The 26,270-nt window shown below is 34.4% G+C and carries 21 protein-coding genes; 11 read left to right on the top strand and 10 right to left on the bottom strand.

The features are described from left to right. Positions 1 to 190 precede the first annotated feature (190 nt). Positions 191 to 2,650, top strand: a complete 2,460-nt coding sequence (locus DDD_RS06220) for an O-antigen ligase family protein (RefSeq protein ID WP_158441678.1) — start codon at positions 191 to 193, stop codon at positions 2,648 to 2,650. Between the two features lie 154 nt (positions 2,651 to 2,804). On the opposite strand, the gene sufD is transcribed toward DDD_RS06220, so the two are convergent. The 5 genes from sufD to DDD_RS06195 form a co-directional block, all read right to left on the bottom strand. Further along, complete coding sequence (sufD, locus tag DDD_RS06215) at positions 2,805 to 4,118, bottom strand: Fe-S cluster assembly protein SufD (protein ID WP_015361939.1); 1,314 nt, start codon at positions 4,116 to 4,118, stop codon at positions 2,805 to 2,807. A gap of 89 nt (positions 4,119 to 4,207) precedes the next feature. After that, a complete protein-coding gene (gene sufC, locus DDD_RS06210) occupies positions 4,208 to 4,960 on the bottom strand; it encodes a Fe-S cluster assembly ATPase SufC (protein WP_015361938.1) in 753 nt (250 codons plus the stop codon). 5 nt (positions 4,961 to 4,965) lie between these two features. Further along, positions 4,966 to 5,406 (bottom strand): hypothetical protein, encoded by a 441-nt coding sequence (locus DDD_RS06205; protein ID WP_015361937.1) that lies wholly within the window; start codon positions 5,404 to 5,406, stop codon positions 4,966 to 4,968. Positions 5,407 to 5,436: 30 nt separating this feature from the next. After that, the gene (gene sufB / locus DDD_RS06200) at positions 5,437 to 6,885 is read right to left on the bottom strand and encodes a Fe-S cluster assembly protein SufB (protein WP_015361936.1); all 1,449 of its coding nucleotides are present in this window, start codon (positions 6,883 to 6,885) and stop codon (positions 5,437 to 5,439) included. A 48-nt stretch (positions 6,886 to 6,933) separates the two neighbouring features. Continuing rightward, complete coding sequence (locus tag DDD_RS06195) at positions 6,934 to 7,263, bottom strand: HesB/IscA family protein (protein WP_015361935.1); 330 nt, start codon at positions 7,261 to 7,263, stop codon at positions 6,934 to 6,936. A gap of 185 nt (positions 7,264 to 7,448) precedes the next feature. Here DDD_RS06195 and thiL point away from each other — a divergent pair, with 185 nt between their 5' ends. After that, entirely contained in the window at positions 7,449 to 8,495 is a 1,047-nt protein-coding gene (thiL, locus tag DDD_RS06190) for a thiamine-phosphate kinase (protein ID WP_015361934.1), read from the top strand. 10 nt (positions 8,496 to 8,505) lie between these two features. Here thiL and DDD_RS17840 read toward each other — a convergent pair whose 3' ends face one another. Together DDD_RS17840 and DDD_RS06185 are read right to left on the bottom strand one after the other, a co-directional pair. Further along, positions 8,506 to 8,745 carry a hypothetical protein gene (locus DDD_RS17840; protein WP_111474644.1) on the bottom strand — a complete coding sequence of 80 codons (240 nt, stop codon included), beginning with the start codon at positions 8,743 to 8,745 and terminating at the stop codon, positions 8,506 to 8,508. A gap of 89 nt (positions 8,746 to 8,834) precedes the next feature. Then, positions 8,835 to 9,590 (bottom strand): alpha/beta fold hydrolase, encoded by a 756-nt coding sequence (locus DDD_RS06185; protein WP_041566985.1) that lies wholly within the window; start codon positions 9,588 to 9,590, stop codon positions 8,835 to 8,837. A gap of 84 nt (positions 9,591 to 9,674) precedes the next feature. On the opposite strand from DDD_RS06185, the gene DDD_RS06180 reads away from it, so the two are divergent. The 8 genes from DDD_RS06180 to DDD_RS06145 all read left to right on the top strand — a co-directional run bounded on the left by DDD_RS06180 (position 9,675) and on the right by DDD_RS06145 (position 20,356). Then, on the top strand, positions 9,675 to 11,027 hold the full coding sequence (locus DDD_RS06180; RefSeq protein ID WP_041566984.1) for a cytochrome-c peroxidase: 1,353 nt from the start codon (positions 9,675 to 9,677) through the stop codon (positions 11,025 to 11,027). 61 nt (positions 11,028 to 11,088) lie between these two features. Then, positions 11,089 to 11,679: a TetR/AcrR family transcriptional regulator gene (locus tag DDD_RS06175; protein WP_015361930.1), complete on the top strand. Its 591-nt coding sequence runs from the start codon at positions 11,089 to 11,091 to the stop codon at positions 11,677 to 11,679. A gap of 42 nt (positions 11,680 to 11,721) precedes the next feature. Continuing rightward, complete coding sequence (locus tag DDD_RS06170) at positions 11,722 to 12,546, top strand: alpha/beta fold hydrolase (protein WP_015361929.1); 825 nt, start codon at positions 11,722 to 11,724, stop codon at positions 12,544 to 12,546. An 85-nt stretch (positions 12,547 to 12,631) separates the two neighbouring features. Continuing rightward, the gene (locus DDD_RS06165; protein ID WP_015361928.1) at positions 12,632 to 13,624 is read left to right on the top strand and encodes an endonuclease/exonuclease/phosphatase family protein; all 993 of its coding nucleotides are present in this window, start codon (positions 12,632 to 12,634) and stop codon (positions 13,622 to 13,624) included. A gap of 244 nt (positions 13,625 to 13,868) precedes the next feature. After that, entirely contained in the window at positions 13,869 to 14,783 is a 915-nt protein-coding gene (locus DDD_RS06160) for a PorP/SprF family type IX secretion system membrane protein (RefSeq protein WP_041566983.1), read from the top strand. Between the two features lie 26 nt (positions 14,784 to 14,809). Next, positions 14,810 to 16,678 (top strand): OmpA family protein, encoded by a 1,869-nt coding sequence (locus tag DDD_RS06155; RefSeq protein WP_041566982.1) that lies wholly within the window; start codon positions 14,810 to 14,812, stop codon positions 16,676 to 16,678. Between the two features lie 121 nt (positions 16,679 to 16,799). Beyond that, positions 16,800 to 19,526 (top strand): PD-(D/E)XK nuclease family protein, encoded by a 2,727-nt coding sequence (locus tag DDD_RS06150; protein ID WP_015361924.1) that lies wholly within the window; start codon positions 16,800 to 16,802, stop codon positions 19,524 to 19,526. Then, positions 19,523 to 20,356 carry an alpha/beta hydrolase family protein gene (locus tag DDD_RS06145; RefSeq protein WP_015361923.1) on the top strand — a complete coding sequence of 278 codons (834 nt, stop codon included), beginning with the start codon at positions 19,523 to 19,525 and terminating at the stop codon, positions 20,354 to 20,356. The genes DDD_RS06150 and DDD_RS06145 overlap by 4 nt, the downstream gene beginning before the upstream one ends. Here the strand turns inward: DDD_RS06145 and lepA are convergent, their stop codons facing one another. Next, positions 20,357 to 22,156 (bottom strand): translation elongation factor 4, encoded by a 1,800-nt coding sequence (lepA, locus tag DDD_RS06140; protein WP_015361922.1) that lies wholly within the window; start codon positions 22,154 to 22,156, stop codon positions 20,357 to 20,359. It lies immediately after the preceding gene. 91 nt (positions 22,157 to 22,247) lie between these two features. Between lepA and DDD_RS06135 the strand changes: the two genes are divergently transcribed. Further along, entirely contained in the window at positions 22,248 to 24,659 is a 2,412-nt protein-coding gene (locus DDD_RS06135; RefSeq protein ID WP_015361921.1) for an outer membrane beta-barrel family protein, read from the top strand. 333 nt (positions 24,660 to 24,992) lie between these two features. Here the strand turns inward: DDD_RS06135 and DDD_RS06130 are convergent, their stop codons facing one another. Both DDD_RS06130 and DDD_RS06125 read right to left on the bottom strand, forming a co-directional pair. Then, a complete protein-coding gene (locus tag DDD_RS06130) occupies positions 24,993 to 25,205 on the bottom strand; it encodes a hypothetical protein (protein ID WP_015361920.1) in 213 nt (70 codons plus the stop codon). A gap of 132 nt (positions 25,206 to 25,337) precedes the next feature. Continuing rightward, positions 25,338 to 26,270 carry a DUF3078 domain-containing protein gene (locus tag DDD_RS06125; RefSeq protein ID WP_015361919.1) on the bottom strand — a complete coding sequence of 311 codons (933 nt, stop codon included), beginning with the start codon at positions 26,268 to 26,270 and terminating at the stop codon, positions 25,338 to 25,340.

The raw sequence follows: 26,270 nt of genomic DNA, 5'->3' as shown, positions 1-26,270 counted from the left end.
TAGGCGTGAAGACATTGTTAAAGTGTTGCTAGATATTCTTATAGAATTATAATTCAAAAAATCAACTAGCTAATTCAATATATGCTGTCTTTAAAATGATAAAAACTATTTTTTCAAACTAAATTACTGATTCCAAGATTTTCACTTAATTTGCTTCATATAAAATACAACATCTCCAAATTACTTAATGATGCAAAAGAATAAAAAGCCTTCTCAGTTGAAAGTACCAACGACTTCTGCACATACTATTTCATATGTTTTAGTTTTACTTTATTTATTGGTAAGTTTTGTACCCTTATTCGGAGCAGTAGATTATGATGCGCCAGAATGGTTGTACGTATCGTTATTAAATGCAGTATCGCTAGTTTTTATTTTCAAAAACAAGGAGGACTTTAAAGTATTTATTATTCCTAAGCATATAAAAATATTTTTTTTAGTTTATCTAGGTTTTTTCTTTATTAGTTGCTTATCAATTATTACTGCAATAAATGTGAGTGAAAGTTTAGTCCAACTTGCTCGATTAGTAAGTATGATCGTGGCTATGTACTGCCTTTATGTTTTTATAAGACTGAACCCTAAAGGCTTTTTTGATTTTTTTTGTAAAATAACTGTTTTATTGTTGCTGTTCTATAGTTGGAAAGCTTTTTCTTATAGTCTTGGCAATTATGAAAGCCCCAGAACGCAAAATTTTATCAATGCTTTACCTCATTCTTTTTCTAACGGTAATATATACACCGCTTTTATTGTTATTCAATTACCATTCGCAATATATGGTTCATACTTTTTTAAGAAAATTTGGAAATATGCGGCTATAGTTTCCTTATTTTTAACCACATATGCTTTGATTTTTGTTGGATCAAGAGCCGCTCTTTTATCATTATTTATCATATACATATTTCTTATAATAACTACGTTACATGGTTTAATAAAATTAAAAATAGGTATAAAAAAAGAAGCTTTGTTATTATTGCTTTTACCGATTTTATCACTAATAATGGTTTTAAATGTCAATAGACTTGACAACAATAGCTCTAATAGTTTCACTGATATTTTTATTTTAATATCAAAGGAAAATTATGAAGATTCAATTAAACTTCAGGAAGATGATGAAAATCTTAGTCATTTAGTAGCCGATTTAGAAGGTGTAGGCCGACCAAATAATTTCGCTGAAGCAAGAATTTCACTATGGAACTTAGCTTATAGAAATTTTAAACACAATCCGTTATTAGGAATAGGTTACGGAAATTATAAAGCTACCGCTAAAAAAGAATACTATAGAAGCGCTAGAGTTGGTGTTTTCAAAAACCCAAGAAGAGCTCATAACGATCTCTTCGAAAAACTTGCAGAGACAGGTGTCATTGGGTTTTTATTATATGCGATACTTTTACTGTACCCTTTAATTTTAATAATCCGTATTTTAATAAAAGAGAAACAATTTGAAAGACGTTTTTTATATATTTCAATTTTTTTAGCTACTTCTGCATATTTGGTTGATGCTTTTTTTAATTTCCCTCTGGAAAGAGCCCCAATACAGTTACTTTTTTCGATAATTGTTATATTCATTCTGATTAATTTCAAAAAGAATGATGAGGTTGTGTCAAAAACAAAGTCTGTATATCATGTACCATTAATTTTGATACTTTTTTTGTGTACTTTTTCATCTATAGCATCAAATTATGCGGTATTAAATTCCTATCAATTACAACGCTCAATGATGGAAGATTTAAAAGGGAAAAGATTATTTACAGATCAAAAATTGAATAATACTTATCAAAGTATTAAAGAACAATGGATAAACTATCCAGAATTAAGCTATGTAGGGACAGCTAACAATGTATATTTAGCTAATTATGCGATTAAGGAAAAGAAATACGAGGAAGCTTTAGAGATTCTAAACAGGTCTAATACTGTTAACAAAGATGCTTTACTGGTAAAATCCTTCAAATCAGAGATATATTTAAATATTTATGATAAAATTGATAGTGCTAAGCACTATTCAGAAGATGTTTTTGATATTTATCCTTCTTTTAAAACCAACTATAATCTTCTAAAAAAAATCTATAGAAAAGAAAAGGATACTGCCAGTATCATGCGCATTATGAACATTTATACAAAATATAATTTTGCAGATGTTAATGAATGGCAATCAAAAGCAAATACTGTTTATGATTACACTGGCAACAGTGAACTTTTATTAAAAGTATTAGATACAGGAATTGCCTATAACCCTTCAAGTATAAAACTTCTAGAAGCAAAGAAAGAAGTTCTAGATAAACTAAAGTTTAAATCCTATTTGACCGATAAAGAAGTGAAGGCAAAACATCAAGAGGCATTTGATTATTTTGCTACTCAGGATTATGATAAGGCAAAAGATGTATTTGAGGAAATTCTTATAACTAATCCTAAAGATTATCTTTCCATCCAAAATATAGGAATTATTGATCTTGTTCAAAAGAATTATGAAGAAGCAATCAAGAGTCTCACTAAAGTCATAAAAGCAAACGCTTTTACTGATGGTAAAGCAGAGTACAGTCGCGGTTACTGTTATGAACAATTAGGTCAACTAGAAAAGGCAAAAGCAGATTATAAAAAGAGTCGTCTTAAGAATTATTCCCAAGCAATGGCGCTTCCTGCTTCTAAGTACGAGTAGCTATTTGAAGCTTATAATTGTAGAGAAATAAAAAATGCCCTATCTACAAGAAAAGGCATTTTCAAATATTAAAAATCGGACTTCGAGAACCTCAGTCCTCGCTTATGAAACTAGAACAAGAATTGAGGACTTCGAAATGTGGTTTTAGTTCATTTTACAAGTCAAACCCAATCTCAACTCCTAATTTTTTAGCTATCAATTTAGTTATTCGAGATTTTATTTCTGGAATTTTAACCGATTCTAATACACTATTTGCAAAGGCAAACATCAATAATGCACGTGCCTCTTTTTTAGGAATTCCACGAGATTGCATGTAAAATAAAGCTTCATCATCTAGTTGACCTATGGTACAACCATGAGAACATCTCACATCATCTGCAAAAATTTCTAGTTGAGGTTTTGCGTTAATAGTCGCCGTATCACTTACAAGAATGTTATTGTTTTGCTGGTAAGCGTTAATTTTTTGAGCAATTTTATCTACAAGAACTTTACCGTTAAAAACACCTACGGCACGCTCATCAAAAATCTGTTTATACTCTTGGAAGCTTTCACAGTTAGGAGCAGTATGATGTACTAATGTAGAATGATCTACGTGCTGTTTTCCCTCTATAATAGTAACGCCATTAAGAACAGAATTACAGTGCTCGCCTCTCTGGTAGAAATTCAAGTTATTACGAGTTAATTTTCCTCCAAAAGAAAAAGTATGAATTCGTACCTCAGAATTATCTTTTTGCTCAACAAAAGTATGGTCGATAAGTGAAGCGCTTAAATGGTCATTTTGGATTTTGTACCAATCAACTAAAGCACGTTTTGCACTGAATATTTCAGTAACGCTATTAGTTAAAACTGCATTATCGCTTAAACTTTGATGTCTTTCAATGATTTGAACTTGAGAATTCTCTCCTGCCACAACAAGATTACGTGGTTGTGTCATTAATTGATCTTCATTTCCTGTAGAGAAATAAACAATTTCAATAGGCTTCTCGACTACTATATTCTTACCTATGTTGATGTAAGCTCCTTCTTTTGCAAATGCGGTATTTAATGATACTAATCCATCTTTAACAGCAAGACGATTATAGTATTCCTTAATTACATCACTATATTTTGGGTTATTTAATGCGCTAGACATCAAACAAACATCAAATTTATCGTGAGTAGTTTGTGATAAATGCGAGCTGTAAATACCATCAATAAAAATCACTCGATAAGAATCTATCTGGTGTACCAGATATTTCTTGATGTCACTATAAGAAATAGCCGATTCTTTTTTAGGGAAAAGACTGTATTCTTTATTGAAAACCGATTTTAATGAGGTGTACTTATAGGTCTCTTCTTTACGTTGAGGTATTCCTAATTTTTCAAATTCATTAATCGCCTCACTACGTAAATTGTGCACGTAGCTGTTAGTATCGACTTCGTTTTCTAGGGCAATGAATGAAGATAGGATATGATCTTTAAAACTCATAATTATTTTTTTTCTCGCTTTCGCGAAAGCGAACTAAAAAGTTCATTTATAATAAGGGACAGCAGTATAGCTAGAAAATTATAGTGTTCTTAAGCCTCTACTTCTTCTTTGATCCAGTCATAACCACGTTTCTCTAACTCTTGTGCCAGTTCTTTGCCACCAGATTTAACGATACGACCATTATATAGTACGTGTACGTAATCTGGAACAATATAATCGAGAAGGCGCTGGTAGTGAGTGATTACTATAGTTGCGTTATCCTTAGTCTTAAGTTTATTTACGCCATTTGCAACGATGCGCAATGCATCAATGTCTAGACCAGAGTCAGTTTCATCTAGTATAGCAAGTTTAGGCTCTAACATGGCCATTTGAAAAATCTCGTTACGTTTTTTCTCTCCACCAGAAAACCCTTCATTAAGTGATCTAGAAAGGAATTTGCGATCTATTTCTAGTAGCTCAGATTTCTCACGTATCATTTTAAGCATGTCCTTTGCGGCCATGTCATCTTTACCTTGAGCTTTGCGCGTTTCATTAATGGCAGTTTTCATGAAGTTTGTAACTGATACTCCAGGAATTTCTACAGGATATTGAAAAGAGAGAAAAACACCTCTATGAGCTCTTTCCTCTGGATCTAAATCTTCTATGTCCTCACCTTCTAATGAAATTTCTCCACCGGTAATTTCATATTCTTCTCGTCCAGCGATAACATTTGCTAGAGTAGATTTACCAGAACCGTTAGGTCCCATTATTGCGTGCACCTCGCCAGCATTAACTTCTAGATTAATACCTCTTAAGATTTCTTTCCCTTCTATATTTGCTTGAAGATCTTTAATTTTTAACATATCTGTTATTTAACTTCTTTAATATCTAATGTTTTTCCAGTCGTTATTACGTTAGCGCTTTTTGCTGGAGATACTTCTATAATTTTAGTAATGGTAATCATTTCTTCCCAGGCGTCACCAGTTTCTAGGTGACGTGGATTAGGTCCTAATGTTCCATGAATCACAACATTTGCCATGTCGTATTCTGATTTTTTTATGGCTTTAGCAACATCAACAAGTTCCCTCATTTTGTCATCTACTTTTACCGCGTAAAGCTCCCTACTTGTATTTAAAACAGCAGTATCATCATAGTAGATAAACTCACCTCTGAAGATTTCTTCACCATCTGCAAGAGGTTCTTGTTCTATTTCTTTGATCACTACCTCTTCTTCTTGCGAAGAGTTTTGATCGTTTTTACATGAAATAAGACTTAAAACTAAAAAGCTCAAAATAATTAATTGCTTCATAATCAAAATGTTGTTTGATAAAATTTGATATTATCCTACGGAACCTTCTAAGCTTATCTCTAGAAGTTTTTGTGCTTCTACAGCAAATTCCATAGGCAGCTTGTTTAACACCTCTTTAGAAAAACCATTAACAATTAGTGCGATTGCTTTTTCTGTGTCTATACCACGTTGATTACAGTAAAATATTTGATCTTCACCTATCTTACTTGTTGTAGCTTCATGTTCAATCTTAGAACTGCTGTTGCTATTTTCTATGTATGGAAAAGTATGCGCACCACACTCGTTACCCATAAGTAAACTATCACATTGTGAGAAGTTGCGGGCATTAGTTGCGCGAGGTCCTACCTTAACCAGTCCACGATAAGAATTTTGAGATTTACCAGCGCTTATTCCTTTAGAAATGATAGTAGACTTAGTGTTTTTACCTAAGTGTATCATTTTAGTTCCTGTATCTGCTTGCTGGTAGTTGTTAGTTACCGCTATAGAATAAAATTCTCCTACAGAATTGTCTCCTTTGAGAATACAGCTAGGGTACTTCCAGGTAACAGCACTACCAGTTTCTACTTGAGTCCATGAAATCTTTGAATTCTTCTCGCAAAGACCTCTTTTAGTTACAAAATTAAATACGCCACCTTTTCCTTCACTGTTTCCTGGATACCAGTTTTGTACAGTAGAATACTTGATCTCTGCATCGTCAAGTGCAATTAACTCCACACATGCTGCGTGCAACTGATTTTCATCACGACTAGGAGCAGTACATCCTTCTAGATAAGAAACGTAACTACCTTCATCTGCAATTACAAGAGTTCTTTCAAATTGCCCTGTGCCACCTTCATTAATACGGAAGTAGGTAGAAAGTTCCATAGGACACTTCACTCCTTTAGGAATGTAGCAAAAAGAGCCATCAGAGAATACCGCGCTGTTTAGTGCCGCATAGTAATTGTCTTTTTGTGGGATAACCGTTCCTAAATATTTTTTAACTAATTCTGGATGTTCTTGAATAGCCTCAGAGATAGGACAGAAAATAATTCCCTTTTCAGCGAGGTTTTTCTTAAAAGTAGTCGCTACAGAAACAGAATCTACCACGATATCCATTGCAACACCAGCTAGTTTTTTTTGCTCATCTAGAGAAATACCTAATTTCTTAAAAGTCTCTAACAATTCAGGGTCTACCTCGTCTAGGCTATCATATTTAGGCTTAGAATTAGGTGCCGAGTAGTAAGAAATAGCTTGTAGGTCTGGTTTATCATATCTCACATTTGACCAGTCTGGCTCTTCCATTTGCATGAAAATACGGTATGATTCCAGTCTCCAGTCCAGCATCCATTGTGGTTCATTTTTCTTTGCAGAAATAATGCGAATCACCTCTTCACTTAGACCTATCGGTATTTTATCAGATTTAATATCTGTATAGAAGCCGTACTCGTACTCTTTTCCTTTGAGTTCTTTTTCTAATTGTTCTTCTGTATATTTTGACATAATTTTTTTTAATTACGCTTTCGCGAAAGCGTTATTTATAAAATCTCCCTATAAACTGAAAGATTCTCCACAACCGCAAGTTCTTTGTGCATTAGGATTATTAAAAACAAAGCCTTTACCATTTAATCCACCACTGAATTCTAAGGTAGTTCCTACTAAGTAGAGAAAACTCTTTTTATCCACAGCAATTTTCACATTATTTGCTTCAAAAACCTTATCAGTTTCAACAGATTGATTATCAAATTTGAGATCGTAAGAAAGGCCACTACAGCCGCCGCTTTTTACACCTACGCGTACAAAGTCTTTACCTATGGTATAGCCTTCCTCGCTCATGAGTTGAGCGAGTTTAACCTTTGCAGTTTCTGATACACTTATCATATAAAATAGCTTATTTAAAATGGTTACAAATATACGACAGCGATTTGTCAACCTTGAATGATTCTATTTATAAAACATATTATTCTATATCGATTGCCTATAGTTTAACAATTCTTTATAGGTTGATGTAATAATGTAAACAAATAAGACGGTTCAAAAAGTTGAAATCATTGTAGTTTTGCAAAATGATAGAAGATAAAAACCCTGCACGCACTCCTATAGAAAACTTAGGAGAATTTGGTTTAATAGATTTTATAACCAAAAACTTTGATATTTCTCATGATTCCACCATCAAAGGAATAGGAGATGATGCTGCTGTTTTAAAGCACGACCAATTTACGGTAGTAACTACCGATATGCTTGTGGAAGGTGTTCATTTTGATTTGAGCTACGTTCCATTAAAGCATTTAGGCTATAAGTCTGTTATGGTAAATTTATCAGATGTATATGCGATGAATGCCAGGGCGACTCAGGTAACTGTTTCTATTGCTATTTCAAATCGTTTTCCTGTTGAGGCTGTAGAAGAATTGTATGATGGAATACGACTAGCATGTAAAACATACGGCGTAGATCTAATAGGTGGTGATACTACTGCTTCAAGAAGCGGTCTTATTATTTCTGTGACCGCGATAGGTGAGCAAAATGAAGAAAAGATAGTTTATAGAAAAGGCGCAGGAGATGGAGATCTATTAGTAGTTTCTGGCGATATAGGAGCCGCCTATATGGGGCTTCAAATACTGGAAAGAGAGAAAGCGGTTTTTAAAGCAAATCCACAAAATCAGCCAGATATAGAAACGTATAGCTATTTATTAGAAAGACAATTAAAGCCAGAGGCAAGAAAGGACATTGTAAAATTGCTAGAGGATCTTGAAGTACAACCTACGAGTATGATTGATTTGTCAGATGGTTTGAGTTCTGAAATTGTGCATTTATGTAAACATAGTGAGGTAGGAATGACCATTTATGAAGATAAAATACCTTTAGATCCTACAGTGATTACCGCCTGTGAAGAGTTCAATCTTGACAGTACAACTATCGCACTGAGCGGCGGCGAAGATTATGAGCTGTTATTTACAGTAAAGCAAGAAGATTTTCCTAAGATTAAAGCAAACCCTAGTCTATCGGTAATAGGTCACGTAGTTGACGCTTCTTACGGTATGAATTTAGTTACTAGAGGCGGAGAACAAATCCCCATTAAAGCAATGGGATGGAATAGTCTTAAAGAAGATTAGGTAGTCCTAATTATGCAGGTACAAGTCCAGCCCTTTTTCTTTTTTGAGCAACATCATTTAGCGCACGATTAATTTGTGCATAACGATCGTTAAGAGGAACGAAATCACCATAAATAGTTTTGGTCATTTGTTTTCCACATTTTGAACAGCATAGTTCTTCTATTCGTTCATTTACAACACGCGATGTTTTAAAATGATGTCTTGTAAGTGAGCAGCCTACAGCTTTTAAGGGAGAAAAATTATTTGACATTTAAATCTATTTAGGGGAAATTTATACTACTAAATTATTAGGATTCTAAATGTACACAAAATGTTAATAAATAATGCTAAAACGCATAATTATTCGATGAAATACATTTTTTCTAGAATATTAGCAGGGTTTGTTAACAATGACATGTGTCCGCAATCAATTGTTTTTCCTTGAATATTTAAATAATCGCATTCCGTTTTGATGAGCGCTGGTTCTATAATATCATCTTGTAAACTGAAGATGTAAATAACCCTGATATCTAGATTTTTCAATTCTTGTAATGAACTTTCTCTATCTCGCATGTATAGTAAGGAATGAACAATACTTTCTATCGAGATAGTTTGTGCTTTCATCTTCATTTTATGAATTCGCTCCTTAAACTCTTCTAATTCAACTTTAGTAAACAAGTTATTTACCGCCATGCTCACGTAAGCTTCCTTATGCTTTTGAATGAGTTGTATGGCTCTGTCTCTAAGAAGTCTTTTTTCTTTAGGATCTTTTCCAGCAATACTATTCAACATAATAAGCGATATAATTTTTTTAGGATTCGCTTTCGCGAAAGCGGCACCTAAATATCCACCCATACTATGACCTAGTATAGTAAGTCTATCTATATGTTCCTGCTTTAATATAAAGTTTAAGGCTTCGATAAAATCTGCTGCGGTAAATGGTGTCTTAGATTCATGGCTTGATCCATGACCTGGTAAATCAATCTTTAAAATAGAGTAGTGCACAAGCAGTTGATGCTCTATATGCTCCCATTGTTGCATACTCCCTAAAAAACCATGAATTAATAGAAGGACAGGTTTTTTATTATCACTAAGATTATAATGGATGTGCATCATTCAACAAAGGTAAGAACTAGTAAATCTATTAATTATCACAAATCTATCACGACTGTGAATTTTTTGTTAATTTAGCATTTGGATATGATTAGAAAACTACTATATATCAGCTTTATATCATTGTTGTTTTTAACCTCTTGTGAGGATAATGATACTTATGAACTGGCAAAATCAGAATTAGATATACGTATAGAAGAATTACTGGAACAAAATTCTGATGGTCAAGGCAAATCGTTCTTTATTCTGCCAGATAGCGATGATTTTGCAGCAATTCCTCAAGACCCATTAAACCCTATAAATACATATAAAGTAGCGTTGGGTCAATTATTACTTCATGAAACGGCTACTGGTGGTATTCCAAAAATGAGTCAAATGGAGTCCACTTATTCTTGTGCGACTTGTCATCCAGTGGCATCAAGTTTTTATGCAGGACGCAGACAAGGTATAGGAGAAGGTGGGACAGGTTTTGGGTTTGCGGGAGAAGGAAGACAAATCGATTTAAGTATGCCGTTAGACTCCGTAGATCTTCAGCCAGTGAGGCCACCTACTTTATTAAATGTTGCTTATCAAGAAACAGCTTTATGGAATGGTATGTTAGGTGCAACTGGTCCTAATTCAGGAACAGAATCACAATGGGCAACAGCTGGTGTTTCAGAGAACAATTTAGGCTTCCAAGGATTAGAAACGCAAGGAATCGTGGGTCAAAAAATGCATAGGTTAAAGATTGATGAAGAATTCATAAATGAAAACGGCTATCGCTGGCTATTTAATAAAGCCTTTGAAAATGTAAGTGAATCACAACGGTACACGCCGCAAAATGCAGCTTTAGCAATTGCAGCTTTTAATAGAACTTTATTGGCAAATCGTTCTCCATGGCAATACTATCTTAAAGGAGACTATGATGCGCTTTCAGAAAAAGAAAAAAGAGGTGCTATATTATTTGCTGGTAAAGGTCAATGTATGAACTGCCATACCGGTCCAGCATTAAAAGATCAAGAGTTTCACGCATTTGGTTTTGGACACTTTGACGATTCAAATGATGCTGTGGTGCTGGATGATACTGGGTTTGAAACTGTGAAAAAAGGTCGTGGTGGTTTTACAGGATCTACTGCAGATGATTACAAGTTTAAAACACCTACTTTATATAATTTACGTGACGCTGCTTTTTATGGACATGGTTCTACTTTTACAAGTATTGAAGAAGTGATACGTTACAAAAATGGGTCAACATTGCAAGACCAAAACGCAACTACAAACATTGCACAAGAGATGGGTGCTATCCAGCTTACAGAAGAAGAAATAGCCGACCTAACTTACTTCTTGGAAAATAGCCTCTATGATGCAGAGTTATTACGTTACGTTCCTGACGCTGTAAAATCTGGTAATTGCTTTCCTAATGCAGATGATCAAAGTATAATTGACCTAGGTTGTAATTAACGGTAGACTACATTATTATAATTAATTTTGAGGATTAAATACCAAGTGGTATCTTTACTGTATGAGAAATCCAGAACAAACTAAAGCCACAATACTTAAAGAAAGCGCAAACTTGTTCAATACAAAGGGTTATAAGGCGACATCCTTAAGTGATATTACTACTGCAACTGGATTTACAAAAGGAGCAATCTATAAACATTTTAATAATAAAGAAGATCTTGAACAGCAAGCTTTGCGCAGTTTGGGTCGTACGATGTTTGATATTTTAGGTAAGGAGATTAAAGTAGCTAAAGACTATGAAGCTAAAATGGAAGTCGTTTTTAGTTTTTTTGAAAACTATTTATTAAATCCACCCTATCAAGGAGGTTGTCCTTTACTTAATAGTGCTGTAGAGAGTGATGATGCAAATCCTGGGTTGAGACAGCAGTCATTTGGAATGTTAGTGAATTTGAAATCCTCTTTACGCCGAGTTTTGGAAAATGCTAAAAAACGCAAACAAATTAAACCTGATACAGATGTAGAACAAATGGTTCATGTATTTATTGCAACATTAGAAGGTGGCATTATGATGAGCAAACTAGAACGTAATAATGACGCTATTGCCATGTGTATCGATTTTTTAAAGAAAATAAACAAGGAAATAATAATATAACTATTTTTTTAATCAAAAAGATACCGATCGGTATTTGTAAATATGAAAAAGCTACTAACGTTTGTACTCAATAAAACAGCAAATTTAGCACCATCTTGGAATGGAAAGCTAGCCTTTAGCTTATTATGTAAAGTACAAAGAATTGAGATTTCACATAAAGGAAATGAATTTCTCGATGCGGCAACAGAAACTAAATTGAACCATGATAAATATGAGGCTACTGTCTACCGATATGGAAATGGTTCTAAAAATTTAATCTTTTTACACGGTTGGTTAAGTAATTCAGAACGCTGGAGAGAAACAATACAAGCAATAGATCTTGAGGTCTATTCTTGTTATTTAGTTGATGCTCCTGGACATGGTCGTAGTAAAGGAAATAATCTTAATCTTGAGATATATAGAATATTTTTGACTGACCTTTTAAAGTCTTTAGGAACAGCGCATGCAGTAATAGGTCATTCTTTAGGATCATTGGTTACTGCTTATACTTACTTAGAAGATCCTAGATTGCCAATTGATCGATACGTCATAACAGGAGCTCCAGCTGGAATGAATTCTATTTATGTATTTTTTAAAAGAATAATGCACTTAAATGATAAGGTGATTGCTAATATGGATAGTTATATTAATAGAAATATTACTTTGGTTAATGCAAACGAAATAAATATCTCAAATTTTTTAAAAGAGGTGAAGCAACCAGTTTTAGTTATTCATGATCATGATGATAAAGTTTGTCCTATCACATATATAGAAACAGCAGTGGCTTATAATGAAGATGTTATAACATTTTTTACATCAGGATTAGGTCACAACTTACTGGATAAAAAAGTAATAGATCGAACTATCGGCTTTTTAGACCACGCGTAAAACATTAGGATTTTGAATTGGTAATTCCAAAATTGGACAATCATGGAAACTTATCACTTATTTTTGGAGATTAAAACACACACCATTGTCTATACCTTCTCACGCTTTTGAACAACACACCATTGCTTTTTATAACGTAGAAAACTTGTTTGACGTTGTTGATGATCCTCATGTTTTTTTAGATGAGGATTTTACAGAGTTTGGTCGTCAAAACTGGACGAGAAATAGGTATGAAAAAAAGCTTTTAAAAATCAGTGAGGCGATAAGTAAAATAGGTTTTGAGTCTACAGGAAAATTACCAGCAATCGTAGGTCTAGCCGAAATTGAAAACAAAAAAGTTTTAAACGACCTTATTCAACAGCCTAAACTAGAAAAGGGACATTACGACTTTATACACTACAATAGTCCAGATGAAAGAGGGATTGATGTTGCTTTTCTTTATGACACTAGAGTTTTTGAGCCATCACATTCAGAACCTTTGCAAATTCTTTTAGAAAATGAGCAAGGCGAGCGCGACACCACGAGAGATATTTTATATGTAAATGGAATTTTGGCAGGAACACCAGTTCATATCTATGTGAACCACTGGCCATCAAGGCGCGACGGAGTAGAAGCTACAAATAATAAGAGAGTTGAGGTTGCGAGACAACTCATGGAGCATATAGAAAAAGTAGATCGAGAGCGTAAACGTATCTTAAATAATTTACCTATTCACGATTCTCATCATGTTATAATCATGGGAGATTTTAATGATGATCCAGAAAACGACAGCATAAAAGAAGGAATTTTACCTAATGGGTTTGATAACCCTACCGCAGGTTTAAAAAACTTTCACCGTGGTTCATTAAATCATCAGTTTAAGTGGAATTTATTTGACCAGATTTTAATCAGTAAAAGCTTGCATAATGATGTCCCAGATTCCTTATATTTTCATAAGGCAGATATCTTTGACGATATCATGTTGCGACAGTGGAAAGGAAAATATCGAGGGCAACCAGCTCGCACCTTTGTTGGTAAAAATTATAAAGGAGGATATAGCGACCATTTTCCAGTATTTGCAGTTTTTCGTAGAAATTAATCGTCTTTTGTCCGTTAAACGTATCGATTCGTCTATTAAGGATATGTTAAACAAATGTGGCTTAAATTTTTTATATATTCACCGTTCTAGAATCCTTTTAAAATAATTAAGTTTTCTAGATTTTTGGTAGTTTCGCTTTCGCGAAAGCGGAATAACCATAAATAATTGATTAATCATAAATAGATTCGTGCTATATTTAGCCATCTAAAATTATTAACACAACCTAAAAATTAACCTTGTGAGAATGAGAAAATTACTTGCAATGGGGCTCTTCATTACCTTTGCAGCTACAAGCGTAGTACATGCACAACAAGATCCTCAGTACACACAGTACATGTACAATCAAAATATTATTAACCCAGCCTACGCAGGTACCCAAGATGGTTTTAACATCACTGCTCTCTACAGACAACAATGGTCTGGAATAAACGGAGCTCCTGAAACTATTACTCTTTCTGGTAGTACATCAATAGGCGACAGGTTAGGTGTAGGACTATCTGTAATCGCAGATAATATAGGTCCAGTAGGTGAAACAAATACTTACGGAGACTTTTCTTATCGATTACAAGTAGGTGAAAAAACCACCCTTGCATTAGGGCTTAAAGCTGGTCTAACGTTTTTTGACGTAAACCTTAATACTGTTCAAACCACAGTCCCAGGAGATCCACTTTTTTCACAAGAACTTAATGAGACCTATCTTAATCTAGGTGCTGGAGCATTTTTATACGGTACAAACTGGTATGCTGGTTTCTCCGTTCCTAATATGTTGAACAGCACTCACCTTGATGAAAATGGTTTAGAATTCGGTAGTGAGACACAACATTACTTTCTTGCTGGTGGTTACGTATTTGACGTTGCAGATAATATTAAATTAAAGCCACACGTATTGGTAAAAGGAGCTTTTGATTCTCCAGTAAGTTTTGATTTGAATACAAACGTACTATTCAATAATAAATTTGAAGTAGGAGTTTCTTACCGTTATGAAGACTCTTTTAGTGGTTTAATAGGAATGAATGTAACAGATAATATCAAGGTAGGTTATGCCTATGACCGAGTAGTATCTGACATTTCGGTAGTTTCTAATAGCTCTCACGAGGTATTTTTATCTTTCGGTCTTAACTTCCCACGTAAAGTGATGCAGTCACCACGTTTCTTCTAATTCAAAAACAGCAAAGAATACAAACCATGAAAAAACTATATATACTTTTTATATTATTCGTTGGTGTTGCAATGTCCGCGCAAGCACAAAGCGATAAAACTGCAAAAGCAGATAAATTATTTGAACAGCTACGTTACGTAGATGCGGCTAAAGCTTATGAGAAGCTATTAAATAATGGTGTGAGAACTCAGCATGTTTATACAAGGCTAGGAGATTCTTACTTCTATAACAGTGAGTTTAAAAACGCCGAAAGAAATTATGCAAGAGCGGTGAAACGTGATCCTCAACCAGAGACTCTTTATCGTTATGCACAATCTTTAAAGGCTTCGGAAAAATATGATCTTTCTAATACAATTATGAAGCAGTTTGCTAGCTTAAAGCCGGGAGATGACCGTGCAAAGCAATTCAAAGCAAACCCTAATTACTTGATGAAAATTCAAGAAATGAAGGATGCCTTTACTACAAAGGCAGATAAATTCAATACCGAGGCTAGTGATTTCTCTGCTGTTAAAGTGGGTAATAAACTTTATTTTTCTAGTGCACGTAATGAAAACAGAGGTAATTACAGTTGGAATAAGCAGCCATACCTTGATATTTATGTAGCAACTATTGATGAAGCTGGTGTAGTTAGTAAGCCTGAACTTTTAGAAGGAGAGGTAAATACTAAATACCATGAAGGTACCTTAGATATTACACCAGATAATAAATACATGTTCTTTACACGAGTAGATTATTTTAAAGGAGATTATGAAAAAGCATCTGATGGAGAAAGTAAATTAAATATTTATAGAGCCTTAAATGCTGGTGGAGAATGGAGAGATGTCGCAACTACTTCTTTAGAATCTAAAGAATATGGTGTAGGTCATCCTTCTATTACTAAAGATGGAAAAGCAATCTTTTTTGCCAGTGAAGCACCAGGTGGACAAGGTGGGACTGATATTTATAAAGCTACACTCAAAGATGGTAAAATCTCTAATCCAGTAAATTTAGGACCTACTGTAAATACATCAGGAGATGATTCTTTCCCGTATATTGCAGACGATGGGACACTTTACTTTTCAAGTAACGGCCACTTAGGTCTTGGAGGTCTTGATGTATTTAAATATAAAGACGGAAAGGTGACTAATATGGGCTCTCCGATTAATAGCCCTTTAGACGATTTCGGTTTTAGTTATTCTGAAGCTACAGGAAAAGGTTATCTGTCTTCTAACCGTAAAGGTGGACAAGGTGGTGACGATATTTACCAAGTAGAAAAAATTGAGGTTTGTGAAGTTGCGGTTACGGTTAAGGCAGTTGATTCTGAAACAGGAATGCCTATATCAGGTGCAATAGTTTCTTTGCAAGACGATGCTGGAAACAGCATGCCAGGACAAACTACTGATGCAAATGGTATGGCAGTTTTCAAAACTGACTGTAACCTTGAGCTTACTGCAAGAGGAGCAAAAGACAAATACGAAAGCGGTGAAGCAACATTATCTGTTGCTGAAGAAGAAACTGCCATGGTAGAAGTTATGATGACACCAGAACCAGAAATCGTAGAAGACAAGATTATTCTTAATAAAATTTATTTTGATTTAGATAAGTCTAACATACGTCCAGATGCTGCACTTGAATTAGATCGCTTAGTAGGTTTAATGAAAAAGTATCCAACTCTAGAAGTAATGGCAGAAACTTATGCTGATATTAGAGGTTCTGATTCTTACAACTTAGCGCTTACAGAAAGACGTGCTAATAGCATTATTGAGTATGTAAAATCTCAGGGAATTGACGGTTCTAGGCTTTCAGCTGCAGGACGCGGAGAAGCAAATCCTGTTGTAGATTGTAAGGCTAAAAAATGTACACCTGCAGAATATGAATTATCTCGTAGATCTGAGTTTACAATTACAAAAAGATAAGCAAGATTATTAACTAACCAATGCTTATAAAGTCCATTTGCACTAGCAAATGGACTTTTTTTATTGGTAAAACTGACCTAATTAGACGTTTTAAAATCATACTATTAATTATCTTAACCAGATGAATTCATTTTTAGAAAACATCCTAATTGATCTCGAGAAGAAGCAAATAGATATTACTAAAGTAAACTACGTAGTTCCATCGCGACGTGTTGGAATTTTCCTAAGTAGATATGTTGCACAACGTATTGATCAACCTATTTTCTTACCTAAAATTTATAGTGTAGAAGAATATATAGAACATCTGTCCCAAGTAGAGATTGTAAACGATCTAGACCTTTTGCCTTTATTTTATCAAGCCTATAAAAGTGTTGAAAATGGAGAAAATCTAGATAGCTTTGATGAGTTTATAGGCTGGGCGACTACTATCCTTAAAGACTTTAATGAAATGGATCGCTATTTAGTAGATCCAGAACAGTTTTTCAATTATTTGGGAAGTATCAAAGAAATGGATCACTGGGCGTTGAGTCAAAATCCTACCTTGATGGTATCAAAATACTTAAGGTTTTGGAAGAAACTCCATCTGTATTACGACGCTTTTCAAAAATTATGTTTGGAGAATAAAATGGTGTATCAAGGGATGGCTTATAGGCTCGCTTTCGCGAAAGCGGAACAACGATCCTTCACTTCAAATCAAGTGGAAACCACCATATTTTTGGGACTAAATGCACTCAATACGGCGGAGTCTAAGATCATACAGAAGCTACTTGAAGAAGAAAAAGGACATGTTTACTGGGATATGGATTCCTATTTGATGGAATTACCTTATCATGAATCTGGAAAGTTTATACGCAGGTTTAAAAAAGAATGGAAATATTATAACAATAGGGAATTAGATATTTACAGTAATTTCTATCAATCAGCGAAAAAAATAGACATACACGGTGCAGCAGGTAACTTGAGTATGATACAGGTGGCTGCACAATTAATGGCGCAAATACCTCAAGAAGAATTAGAAGATACCGCAGTCATTCTTGCAGATGAGCGATTGCTATTACCATTACTAGACGCTATTCCACAAAACATCCAGCATTTTAATGTAACCATGGGACTGGCACTCGATCAATTGCCGCTATCTGCTTTTATCTATGATGTTATTAAAATGCATACAGACGCTATTGATAGAGAGTATTATTACAAAGGAGTTGTAAATATTTTAGAATCTAGTTTTGCACACTTGTTAATCGCAGAGAAATCACGTCAATTAATAAAGTTTATAAGAGAAAACAACCTGATATATATCACGCCTTCTAGTTTTGAAGAAGTGACTGAAATCGATTTATTAAACACTATTTTAAAACCAGTGGAAACGGTAGGAGCGCTTATCGAGTTAGTTCAGTATTTACTTAATGAGTTAAAAAAAGCTCTTTTTAATGAGGAAAATAGACGATTAGAAATCGAGCAATTGCTAGGCATCACTGAAGTTGTTCAAAACCTAGCAACCATTATTGATAATAATCAAGAAATTAAAGATTTAAAAACTGTAGCTTATTTATATAAACAACTTGTGCCTCTTAAGAATCTTGATTTTATAGGTGAACCAGTGCGCGGTCTTCAAATTATGGGATTGCTAGAAACGCGGGCTTTAGATTATAAAAATACCATCATGCTTTCAGTAAATGAAGGTATTTTGCCTGCTGGTAAATCTACGGCTTCCTATATTTCAAATGATATGAAATATCAGTTTGAGCTTCCTACTTATTCAGAGAAAGACAGCGTTTATGCCTATCACTTTTATAGATTGTTGCATCGAGTAGAGAAGGCTGCTTTTATTTACAATACAGAAGGTGATACATTAGGCGGCGGCGAGAAAAGCCGATTCTTGACTCAACTAGAAACAGATCAAAATTGTAATCACATCGTCACTCACAAACACTATATTTTTAAAAATAGTGCCATTAAAGACGAGTTGATGATCATTAAAAAAGAACCATCTTATTTTGAACGACTGGATCAAATAGCAGCAAGCGGTTTTAGTCCATCGGCATTGACCAGTTATGTGCGCAACCCAATCGATTTTTACGCGAGCAAGATATTACGTATTTCAGACATGGAAGATGTAGAAGAAAACATCGCTGCAAATACTATGGGTTCCATCATTCATGAGGCGCTTGATAAATTGTATCAGCCTTTTGTAGGTAAGATTTTGATCAAAGAAGATTTTGACACGATAAAGAAGCAAATTAAGACAGAATTAGACATCGCTTATAAAGAATGTTATACCTCAGATTCTGCTCCATTAGGTAAGAATAAGATCATTTACGAAGTTTCTTTACACTACATAAAGAAAATGGTAGAAAGTGATTTAGAACTCGTTAAAAACGATCAAGAATTAATCATCAAAAGTGTCGAGCGCAAGCTGGAGGCTGTTATCGATGTATCGCAAATAGGGAAGGTGAAAATCCACGGTATGGTAGATCGCATCGACCAGCTGGACGGTAAATTGCGTATCATTGATTACAAATCAGGCGCGACTGATAAAGGTAACGTAGGTATCGATCCAGATGACTTTACTATTCTTAGAGAAGACTACAAAAAGGCCAAAGCATTTCAAGTGCTCATGTACACTTATTTGCACAGTCTTAACGATCCGTTCACAGAAGCTAGCGCAGGAATCATTAGTTTTAAGAACTTTGATCAAGGCTATATTCCGTTTTCTTACGGCAAGCATCGATACAATGAAAAAATGATCGATGCAGCGGTATTAGAAAAGTTTGAACAAGAGCTTTTTGCTTTGATTCAAGAATTATATAATAAAGAAATTGACCTCATAGAAAAACCAGTATGATTACGAGTAACAACAATGTTTTGAAAGGAGAAAATAATCGAGCTATTTTACTTGATTATCAATATCTAGAATCTGACCAGCAATTACCAGTTGTGGTTTTTTGCCATGGTTATAAAGGATTTAAAGATTGGGGTGCGTGGAGTTTAATGGGTTCCGCTTTCGCGAAAGCGGGATTTCTATTCATAAAGTTTAACTATTCACACAATGGTGGTACGGTAGAAGAGCCTATCGATTTTCCAGATCTAGATGCTTTCTCAAAGAATAATTACAGCATGGAAGTACGAGAAACAAAATTAGTTTTGGATTGGATCGAGAGCTCACAATTACCTATCGATAAAACAAAAATTAATTTAATAGGCCATTCCAGAGCCGGCGGAATCACCACCATAGTTACTGCAAATGATAGCAGAGTTTCTAAGTTAATCACCCTAGCAGGAGTAGCTGACTATGCAGAGCGTTTCCCGTCAGGGAAAGCACTTGAAGAGTGGAAAGAAAAAGGAGTCATGCACGTTAAAAATGGTCGTACCGGACAGGATATGCCGCATTTATATCAGTTTTTTGAAGACTTTAAAAATAATGAAGAAGATTTAACCATCTTGAAACAAGCTCAAAAAATCACTCAACCACACTTAATTCTTCATGGAGATAACGACGAAGCAGTTCATGTAAATGATGCGCATAAACTGCATAAGGCAAGTCCTAACTCTCAACTGAAATTGATCAGGGATGCAAACCATGTTTTGGGCGCATCACATCCATGGCATCAAGATCGGTTGCCAGAAGATTTAAGACAAGCCGTGCAGTGTATGATTAATTTTTTGAGGTACTAATTAATCGTTCAATTTAAGAACCGCCATAAATGCTTGTTGTGGGATCTCTACGTTTCCTACCTGACGCATACGTTTTTTACCTTTCTTTTGCTTTTCAAGAAGTTTACGTTTACGAGAAATATCTCCACCGTAACATTTTGCAGTAACGTCTTTACGCAATGCTTTAATCGTTTCACGAGCAATAATTTTTGCACCTATCGCCGCTTGAACAGGAATATCAAATTGCTGTCTAGGGATTAACTCACGTAACTTTTCTACCATCTTCTTTCCTATGGTATAGGCATTGTCAAAGTGAATCAACGCGCTCAAAGCATCTACAGTTTGCGCATTTAGAAGAACATCTAATCGTACTAATTTGGAAACTCGCATTCCTATAGGAGCATAGTCAAAAGAAGCATAACCTTTGGAGACCGTTTTCAACCTGTCGTAGAAATCAAATACAATCTCGGCAAGTGGCATATCAAAGGTAAGTTCTACTCTTTCGGTAGTTAAATACGTTTGATTAGTTACAATCCCACGTTTTTCTATACAAAGCGACATTACATTACCTACAAATTCAGATTTTGTAATGATAGTTGCCTTGATGTAAGGCTCTTCTACTCTGTTTAAAGTCGATGGTTCTGGTAAATCACTTGGATTATTTACAATGATGCGCTCATCCGGTTCTTTATTAGTGTAAGCATAGTAAGATACGTTAGGTACGGTAGTGATCACAGTCATATCAAACTCGCGTTCTAGTCGCTCTTGAATGATCTCTAAATGCAACATTCCTAAGAATCCACATCGGAAACCAAAACCAAGTGCTGCACTACTTTCTGCTGTAAACACTAATGAAGCATCGTTAAGCTGTAGCTTTTCCATACTAGATCGCAAGTCTTCGTAATCTTCAGTATCTACAGGATAAATACCAGCAAATACCATAGGTTTCACGTCTTCAAAACCACCGATGGGATTTGTAGTAGGATTAGCATGGTCAGTAATTGTATCACCTACTTTAACTTCTTTGGCTTCTTTAATTCCAGTAATTAGGTAACCTACGTCACCTGCACTTATTTCTTTTTTAGGAACTTGATTCAATTTCAGAGTTCCTATCTCGTCTGCATAATAGCTTTCTCCTGTGGCAACAAATTTAATATGCTGACCTTTTTTAATAGAACCATTGATGACTCTAAAAATAGTCTCCACACCACGGAACTGATTGTACTGTGAGTCAAAAACTAGTGCTTGTAAAGGCTCATCTGGATCTCCTTTAGGAGCAGGAACTCTTTCTACAATCGCATCAAGAATATCTTGTATTCCTAAACCAGTTTTTGCACTAGCAGGAATTACTTCACTAGGATCACAACCTAAAAGGTCTACAATATCGTCGGTTACCTCTTCAGGATTTGCACTAGGCAAGTCTACTTTATTGAGAACTGGAATGATCTCTAGATCATTTTCTAGCGCTAAGTATAAATTTGAAATAGTTTGCGCTTGAATACTTTGAGCTGCATCTACTATAAGCAATGCACCTTCACATGCAGCAATAGAACGAGATACCTCATAAGAGAAGTCTACGTGACCAGGAGTGTCAATTAGATTGAGAATATATTGCTCACCATCTGGAGCCGTATAATCCATCTGGATAGCGTGTGATTTTATCGTTATACCACGCTCTCGCTCCAGGTCCATATTATCTAAAAGTTGTGCTTGTGATTCTCTTTTAGTAACCGTGTGTGTCGCATCTAAAAGCCTGTCTGCCAGAGTACTTTTACCGTGGTCAATGTGAGCAATGATACAAAAATTACGTATGTTCTTCATATTCCTTTCCATAGGTGTGCAAATATAATCTAAAACATCGCGTTTAGTTTTCCCGATCTTTGGTATTTTAGCTTTTCATTAAATTCTTATAATGAAATATTTACAGTTTTTTATCTTTATCCTAGCTCTTAGTACGACTGCACAAAACGATCTTACAGGAACTATTATTAATAATAGTGAAGAGCCACTAGCTTACAGTAATGTTGTGTTATTTAAAATGCCCGATAGTGTGTTCTATAAAGCATCTTATTCTGATGAAAAAGGGAAGTTTAAGATAGCAAATTGTGCTGCTGGTGATTATACATTGCAAGTATCATCAGTTGGTTATGTTCCGCTTTCGCGAAAGCTAACACTTAATAAATCTACAGACATAGGAGCTGTTGTTTTAAATGCAAATCAAGAAGAACTAGATGCTGTTGTAGTAAATGCGGCACGACCTACTATACAGCGAAAAGCTGATAGATTAATTTTTAACGTTGAAAACAGCTCGCTAAGTACAGGGAACACGTCTCAAATTTTACAATCTACCCCAGGAGTTTTTGAAATGAATGGCTCTTATATGGTAAAAGGTAGTGTCGCTCAGGTTTACATTAACAATAAGAGAGTTTTTTTAAGTGACGAAGAGTTGCAACAATTACTAAGAGGTTATAGTGGCGATAATGTAAAAAGCGTTGAAGTAATTTTTAATCCACCAGCTCGCTACGATGCAGATGGCGGCGCAGTAATTAATATTATAACAAGTAAAAGCATCTCTTTAGGTTATAAAGGCTTAGTAACTAGTAATTGGTCAGTAGATACATTTGCAAAATATCAATTAGGGACTGGACATTCCTATAAGAACGACTGGATTAATGTTTATGCGAATTACAATTATAATCCACGTAAAGATTTAACGCTGCAAGAGTCCGAGGTAGGTTTTTTTAATAGTGATGGTTCTAGAAACTCTCGTTGGTTTACAGATGTAGAGTCCGTGTCTAGAAGTGATGCTCATGCCTTTAACAGTATTATAGATATTACACTCGATGAAAAAAACACTTTGTCCTTCATGGGGTATTTAGGAATAAACAATGGCAAAAAAATAGATAACGATGTAAATACATTAATTTTACCTCAAGGAGCAACAACTTTCAGTGGTTTTGATACAAACTCTAAAACAGAACAAGATTACTCAAGTGGACATATGAACCTAAGTTGGCAGAGAATTCTTAATGATAATGGTGGCTTTTTAAGTGTTGAAGGAACTTATATATTTACTGATACCGACAATAATCAAAACTTTTCAAGTGTATTTTTTGATGACACTCAAACGACTACTGGAACAAACAGCTTTAGAACTAATGGGATTCAAGAAGCCGATATTTTTACAGGGAAAATAGATTATGAGGATGTGTTTGGTTCTTATAATTTTGTTTCAGGATTAAAGTTTACTAGTATATCAAATAAAAGCGATCAAGATTTTTTAGATACAGACATGGGTGCTATCATAGACCCATCATTATCTGATACATATTTGTACGATGAGCGTATTTATGCAGCTTATACGCAGGTTTCAAGAGATTGGACTAAATGGGGATTCATTGCAGGATTGCGATTAGAACAGACAGATGTTAAAGGTGATAGTCAGTCTTTAGGTCTAGTAAATAATCAAAACTACCTAGGTGTTTTTCCTAATTTATCTATCAATCATATTTTAAATGATAGTAATGATTTGACCTTAAGTTATAAAAGATCCATAGACAGACCTGGTTCTGGAGATTTGAATCCATTTAACAATTTTACAAACGATAATATTGTAAGCACTGGAGCACCAGATTTAGTTCCTGCTTTTACTGACAAAATTAACTTAGGCTGGAATTATAAAAACCAGCTATTTGTTGATGTATATTATATCAACACAAATGATATGATAAATAGTATATCGTTCCAGAATAATGATACCAACACACTGATTTTAAGGTCTATAAACTTAAATTATGAATTTCAATATAGTGTAGATGCAACATTTTATAATTACTTAAATGAGAGCTGGCTCACCAGCACAACGTTTGGAGCATTTTATATGGAGAATGAAGTTGATGCACTACAGTCTGCCAGCAGGGTGCAACAAACCAACACCACAGGATATTATGTTGATACTAATAACCTTATTAATTTATCAGAAGATGGTAGTTTAGACATGACGATAAGCGCCACTTATCTTTCCAGCATACTTTTCGGTACTTATAAATACGAGAACTTATTCACTAGCCGTATAGGGTTCTCTAAAACTTTATGGGACAAAAGAGCTGTGTTTACTGCTAGTTATAGTGATATTTTCCTTTCTGCAAATCAACCGTTTGTTTCTAGGTATCAAAATCAAGATAATATAGAGTTGAGCTTACTTGAAACTCAATTATTCAGTTTAGGATTCACTTATAAATTTGGAAACTTTAGGCTTGAAAATCGCAGCACTGAGACTCCAGAAGAACAAGAGCGTACTGGTAAAAAAACAAAAGGGTTCTAGAACTTTAAAATAATTATTTAATTAAAGAACAACATTTTACAACTACATATATTTCTGAGGTAAAAAACTGTTTTTTGAAAAATTAAGAATACGGATCATTTTAAGTGAATACTTATTTTATTCACTACTTATCAAAGTTCCAATGAACGTTGGGTCAGAAAGAGCTAGTTTCCATAATAGGAATAAGTTACTGTGATGAATAAAATTATTAAGATAAAGATGCTTCAATAATGACCAATCAAAAAATTCTTTTAACCTCATTGATTCTAGAGATTAAAAGAATTTAATAATCAATAAGTACTTGATTTGCTAAAACTCTACATCGATTAATTTTTACTCTACGATGTTCTGAAATGGCTTAAGTTCTTTTATTTTATTCCTAGGATGCCCTTTATAACTACAACTTGAATTTTGACATGTAACTAAATGTTTATCAATACTAGTCGATTCAGGTGCATTTTCATAAGTAGTTTGAGTTGCTGTAGCTGCTAACGCAATCCCAAACACAAAAAATAATGGAAGTGTAAACTTTTTTAAATTGTTCATATGTTCAAATTTTAAATTATAATGTTAGGTGAATGTATATCTTTATTTTCTATAATTAAATTTTTCAATTAAACAACAAAAAAGGCTTCCCAATAAAGAGAAGCCTTTTTTAAATTTATCTAAAAGTATTTTTTAAAACTTATAATTCACACCTATTAAATAATAGGACTGCAATTCATTATCTACATTCTCAAAGGTAAAAGGGTCTGCCATAGGTGCTAGGTTGTTATTAGCAAAATTAAGCGCTTCTTGCTTGTTACCTCTTAAACCAAATTCAAAACCGATACCGATATTTTTCCATAACGTATAACCAAAAGAGTTGATCCACGTATAGTTAGAAAGGTCACTACTTTCATAGCTGTAAAACATTGAGAGATTGGACTTAAAACTGATTTTACCTATGCTGCGTGTATAATCTGCAACTACCTTTGCTCCTAGAGAAGAATTGAAAACAGTATCGTCCTCAGCAAATACAAAGTTGTAGTTCAATGGATGCACGACAACAACCAGATAATCGTCAGGCGTCCAGGTACCACCGACTCCTATATCAAGATAACCAGGATCGTTAAAGTTGTTTAATAGAGTTGTACGGTATTCTCCTAAAGCTGATACGGCTAACTTCTCATTCAAGCGGTAACCATAAAGAGAAGAAATATTGAAAACATCAGTAGCCTCTTGAAAGCTGTCATCATCAGTTGGGTCATTTTTATCGTCAAATTTTACCCATCCTAAATTGATGTTTAAAGAGTTTCTCCAGAAATACTTTGGTTGCTTTAAATTAGCATAAGCATTTGCAATAAGCGCTATGTTACCGGAAGAAACATCTGCACTTCCTTGAGAATACCAGTTACTAAATTCAGATAAATTGACACCTACAGTTCCAAAAGCACCTTTCTTCCAGCCCGGAAGTGCATCAATTTTAGATTGAATAGCGTTTGCACGAGCTTGAATTTGTGCAATAGAATCTGTTTTAGTTTTCTTTAAGGCCTTTAACTCAGCCTCAGTTTGTGCCATTGCAATACTAGCAGTGAATAGTATCACAAGAGATAGTAATATTTTTTTCAT

Source organism: Nonlabens dokdonensis DSW-6 (assembly GCF_000332115.1).
Classification (GTDB): domain Bacteria; phylum Bacteroidota; class Bacteroidia; order Flavobacteriales; family Flavobacteriaceae; genus Nonlabens; species Nonlabens dokdonensis.
Note: the sequence above shows the minus strand (reverse complement) of the source record. Positions and strands in the feature narration are given on the sequence as shown.

What these genes read in the sequence shown, in the direction of transcription:
- DDD_RS06220 (WP_158441678.1), top strand. Translation starts at nt 191, where the DNA reads ATGCAAAAGAATAAAAAGCCTTCTCAGTTGAAAGTACCAACGACTTCT.
- sufD (WP_015361939.1), bottom strand. Translation starts at nt 4,118, where the DNA reads ATGAGTTTTAAAGATCATATCCTATCTTCATTCATTGCCCTAGAAAAC.
- sufC (WP_015361938.1), bottom strand. Translation starts at nt 4,960, where the DNA reads ATGTTAAAAATTAAAGATCTTCAAGCAAATATAGAAGGGAAAGAAATC.
- DDD_RS06205 (WP_015361937.1), bottom strand. Translation starts at nt 5,406, where the DNA reads ATGAAGCAATTAATTATTTTGAGCTTTTTAGTTTTAAGTCTTATTTCA.
- sufB (WP_015361936.1), bottom strand. Translation starts at nt 6,885, where the DNA reads ATGTCAAAATATACAGAAGAACAATTAGAAAAAGAACTCAAAGGAAAA.
- DDD_RS06195 (WP_015361935.1), bottom strand. Translation starts at nt 7,263, where the DNA reads ATGATAAGTGTATCAGAAACTGCAAAGGTTAAACTCGCTCAACTCATG.
- thiL (WP_015361934.1), top strand. Translation starts at nt 7,449, where the DNA reads ATGATAGAAGATAAAAACCCTGCACGCACTCCTATAGAAAACTTAGGA.
- DDD_RS17840 (WP_111474644.1), bottom strand. Translation starts at nt 8,745, where the DNA reads ATGTCAAATAATTTTTCTCCCTTAAAAGCTGTAGGCTGCTCACTTACA.
- DDD_RS06185 (WP_041566985.1), bottom strand. Translation starts at nt 9,590, where the DNA reads ATGATGCACATCCATTATAATCTTAGTGATAATAAAAAACCTGTCCTT.
- DDD_RS06180 (WP_041566984.1), top strand. Translation starts at nt 9,675, where the DNA reads ATGATTAGAAAACTACTATATATCAGCTTTATATCATTGTTGTTTTTA.
- DDD_RS06175 (WP_015361930.1), top strand. Translation starts at nt 11,089, where the DNA reads ATGAGAAATCCAGAACAAACTAAAGCCACAATACTTAAAGAAAGCGCA.
- DDD_RS06170 (WP_015361929.1), top strand. Translation starts at nt 11,722, where the DNA reads ATGAAAAAGCTACTAACGTTTGTACTCAATAAAACAGCAAATTTAGCA.
- DDD_RS06160 (WP_041566983.1), top strand. Translation starts at nt 13,869, where the DNA reads ATGAGAAAATTACTTGCAATGGGGCTCTTCATTACCTTTGCAGCTACA.
- DDD_RS06155 (WP_041566982.1), top strand. Translation starts at nt 14,810, where the DNA reads ATGAAAAAACTATATATACTTTTTATATTATTCGTTGGTGTTGCAATG.
- DDD_RS06150 (WP_015361924.1), top strand. Translation starts at nt 16,800, where the DNA reads ATGAATTCATTTTTAGAAAACATCCTAATTGATCTCGAGAAGAAGCAA.
- DDD_RS06145 (WP_015361923.1), top strand. Translation starts at nt 19,523, where the DNA reads ATGATTACGAGTAACAACAATGTTTTGAAAGGAGAAAATAATCGAGCT.
- lepA (WP_015361922.1), bottom strand. Translation starts at nt 22,156, where the DNA reads ATGAAGAACATACGTAATTTTTGTATCATTGCTCACATTGACCACGGT.
- DDD_RS06135 (WP_015361921.1), top strand. Translation starts at nt 22,248, where the DNA reads ATGAAATATTTACAGTTTTTTATCTTTATCCTAGCTCTTAGTACGACT.
- DDD_RS06130 (WP_015361920.1), bottom strand. Translation starts at nt 25,205, where the DNA reads ATGAACAATTTAAAAAAGTTTACACTTCCATTATTTTTTGTGTTTGGG.
- DDD_RS06125 (WP_015361919.1), bottom strand. Translation starts at nt 26,270, where the DNA reads ATGAAAAAAATATTACTATCTCTTGTGATACTATTCACTGCTAGTATT.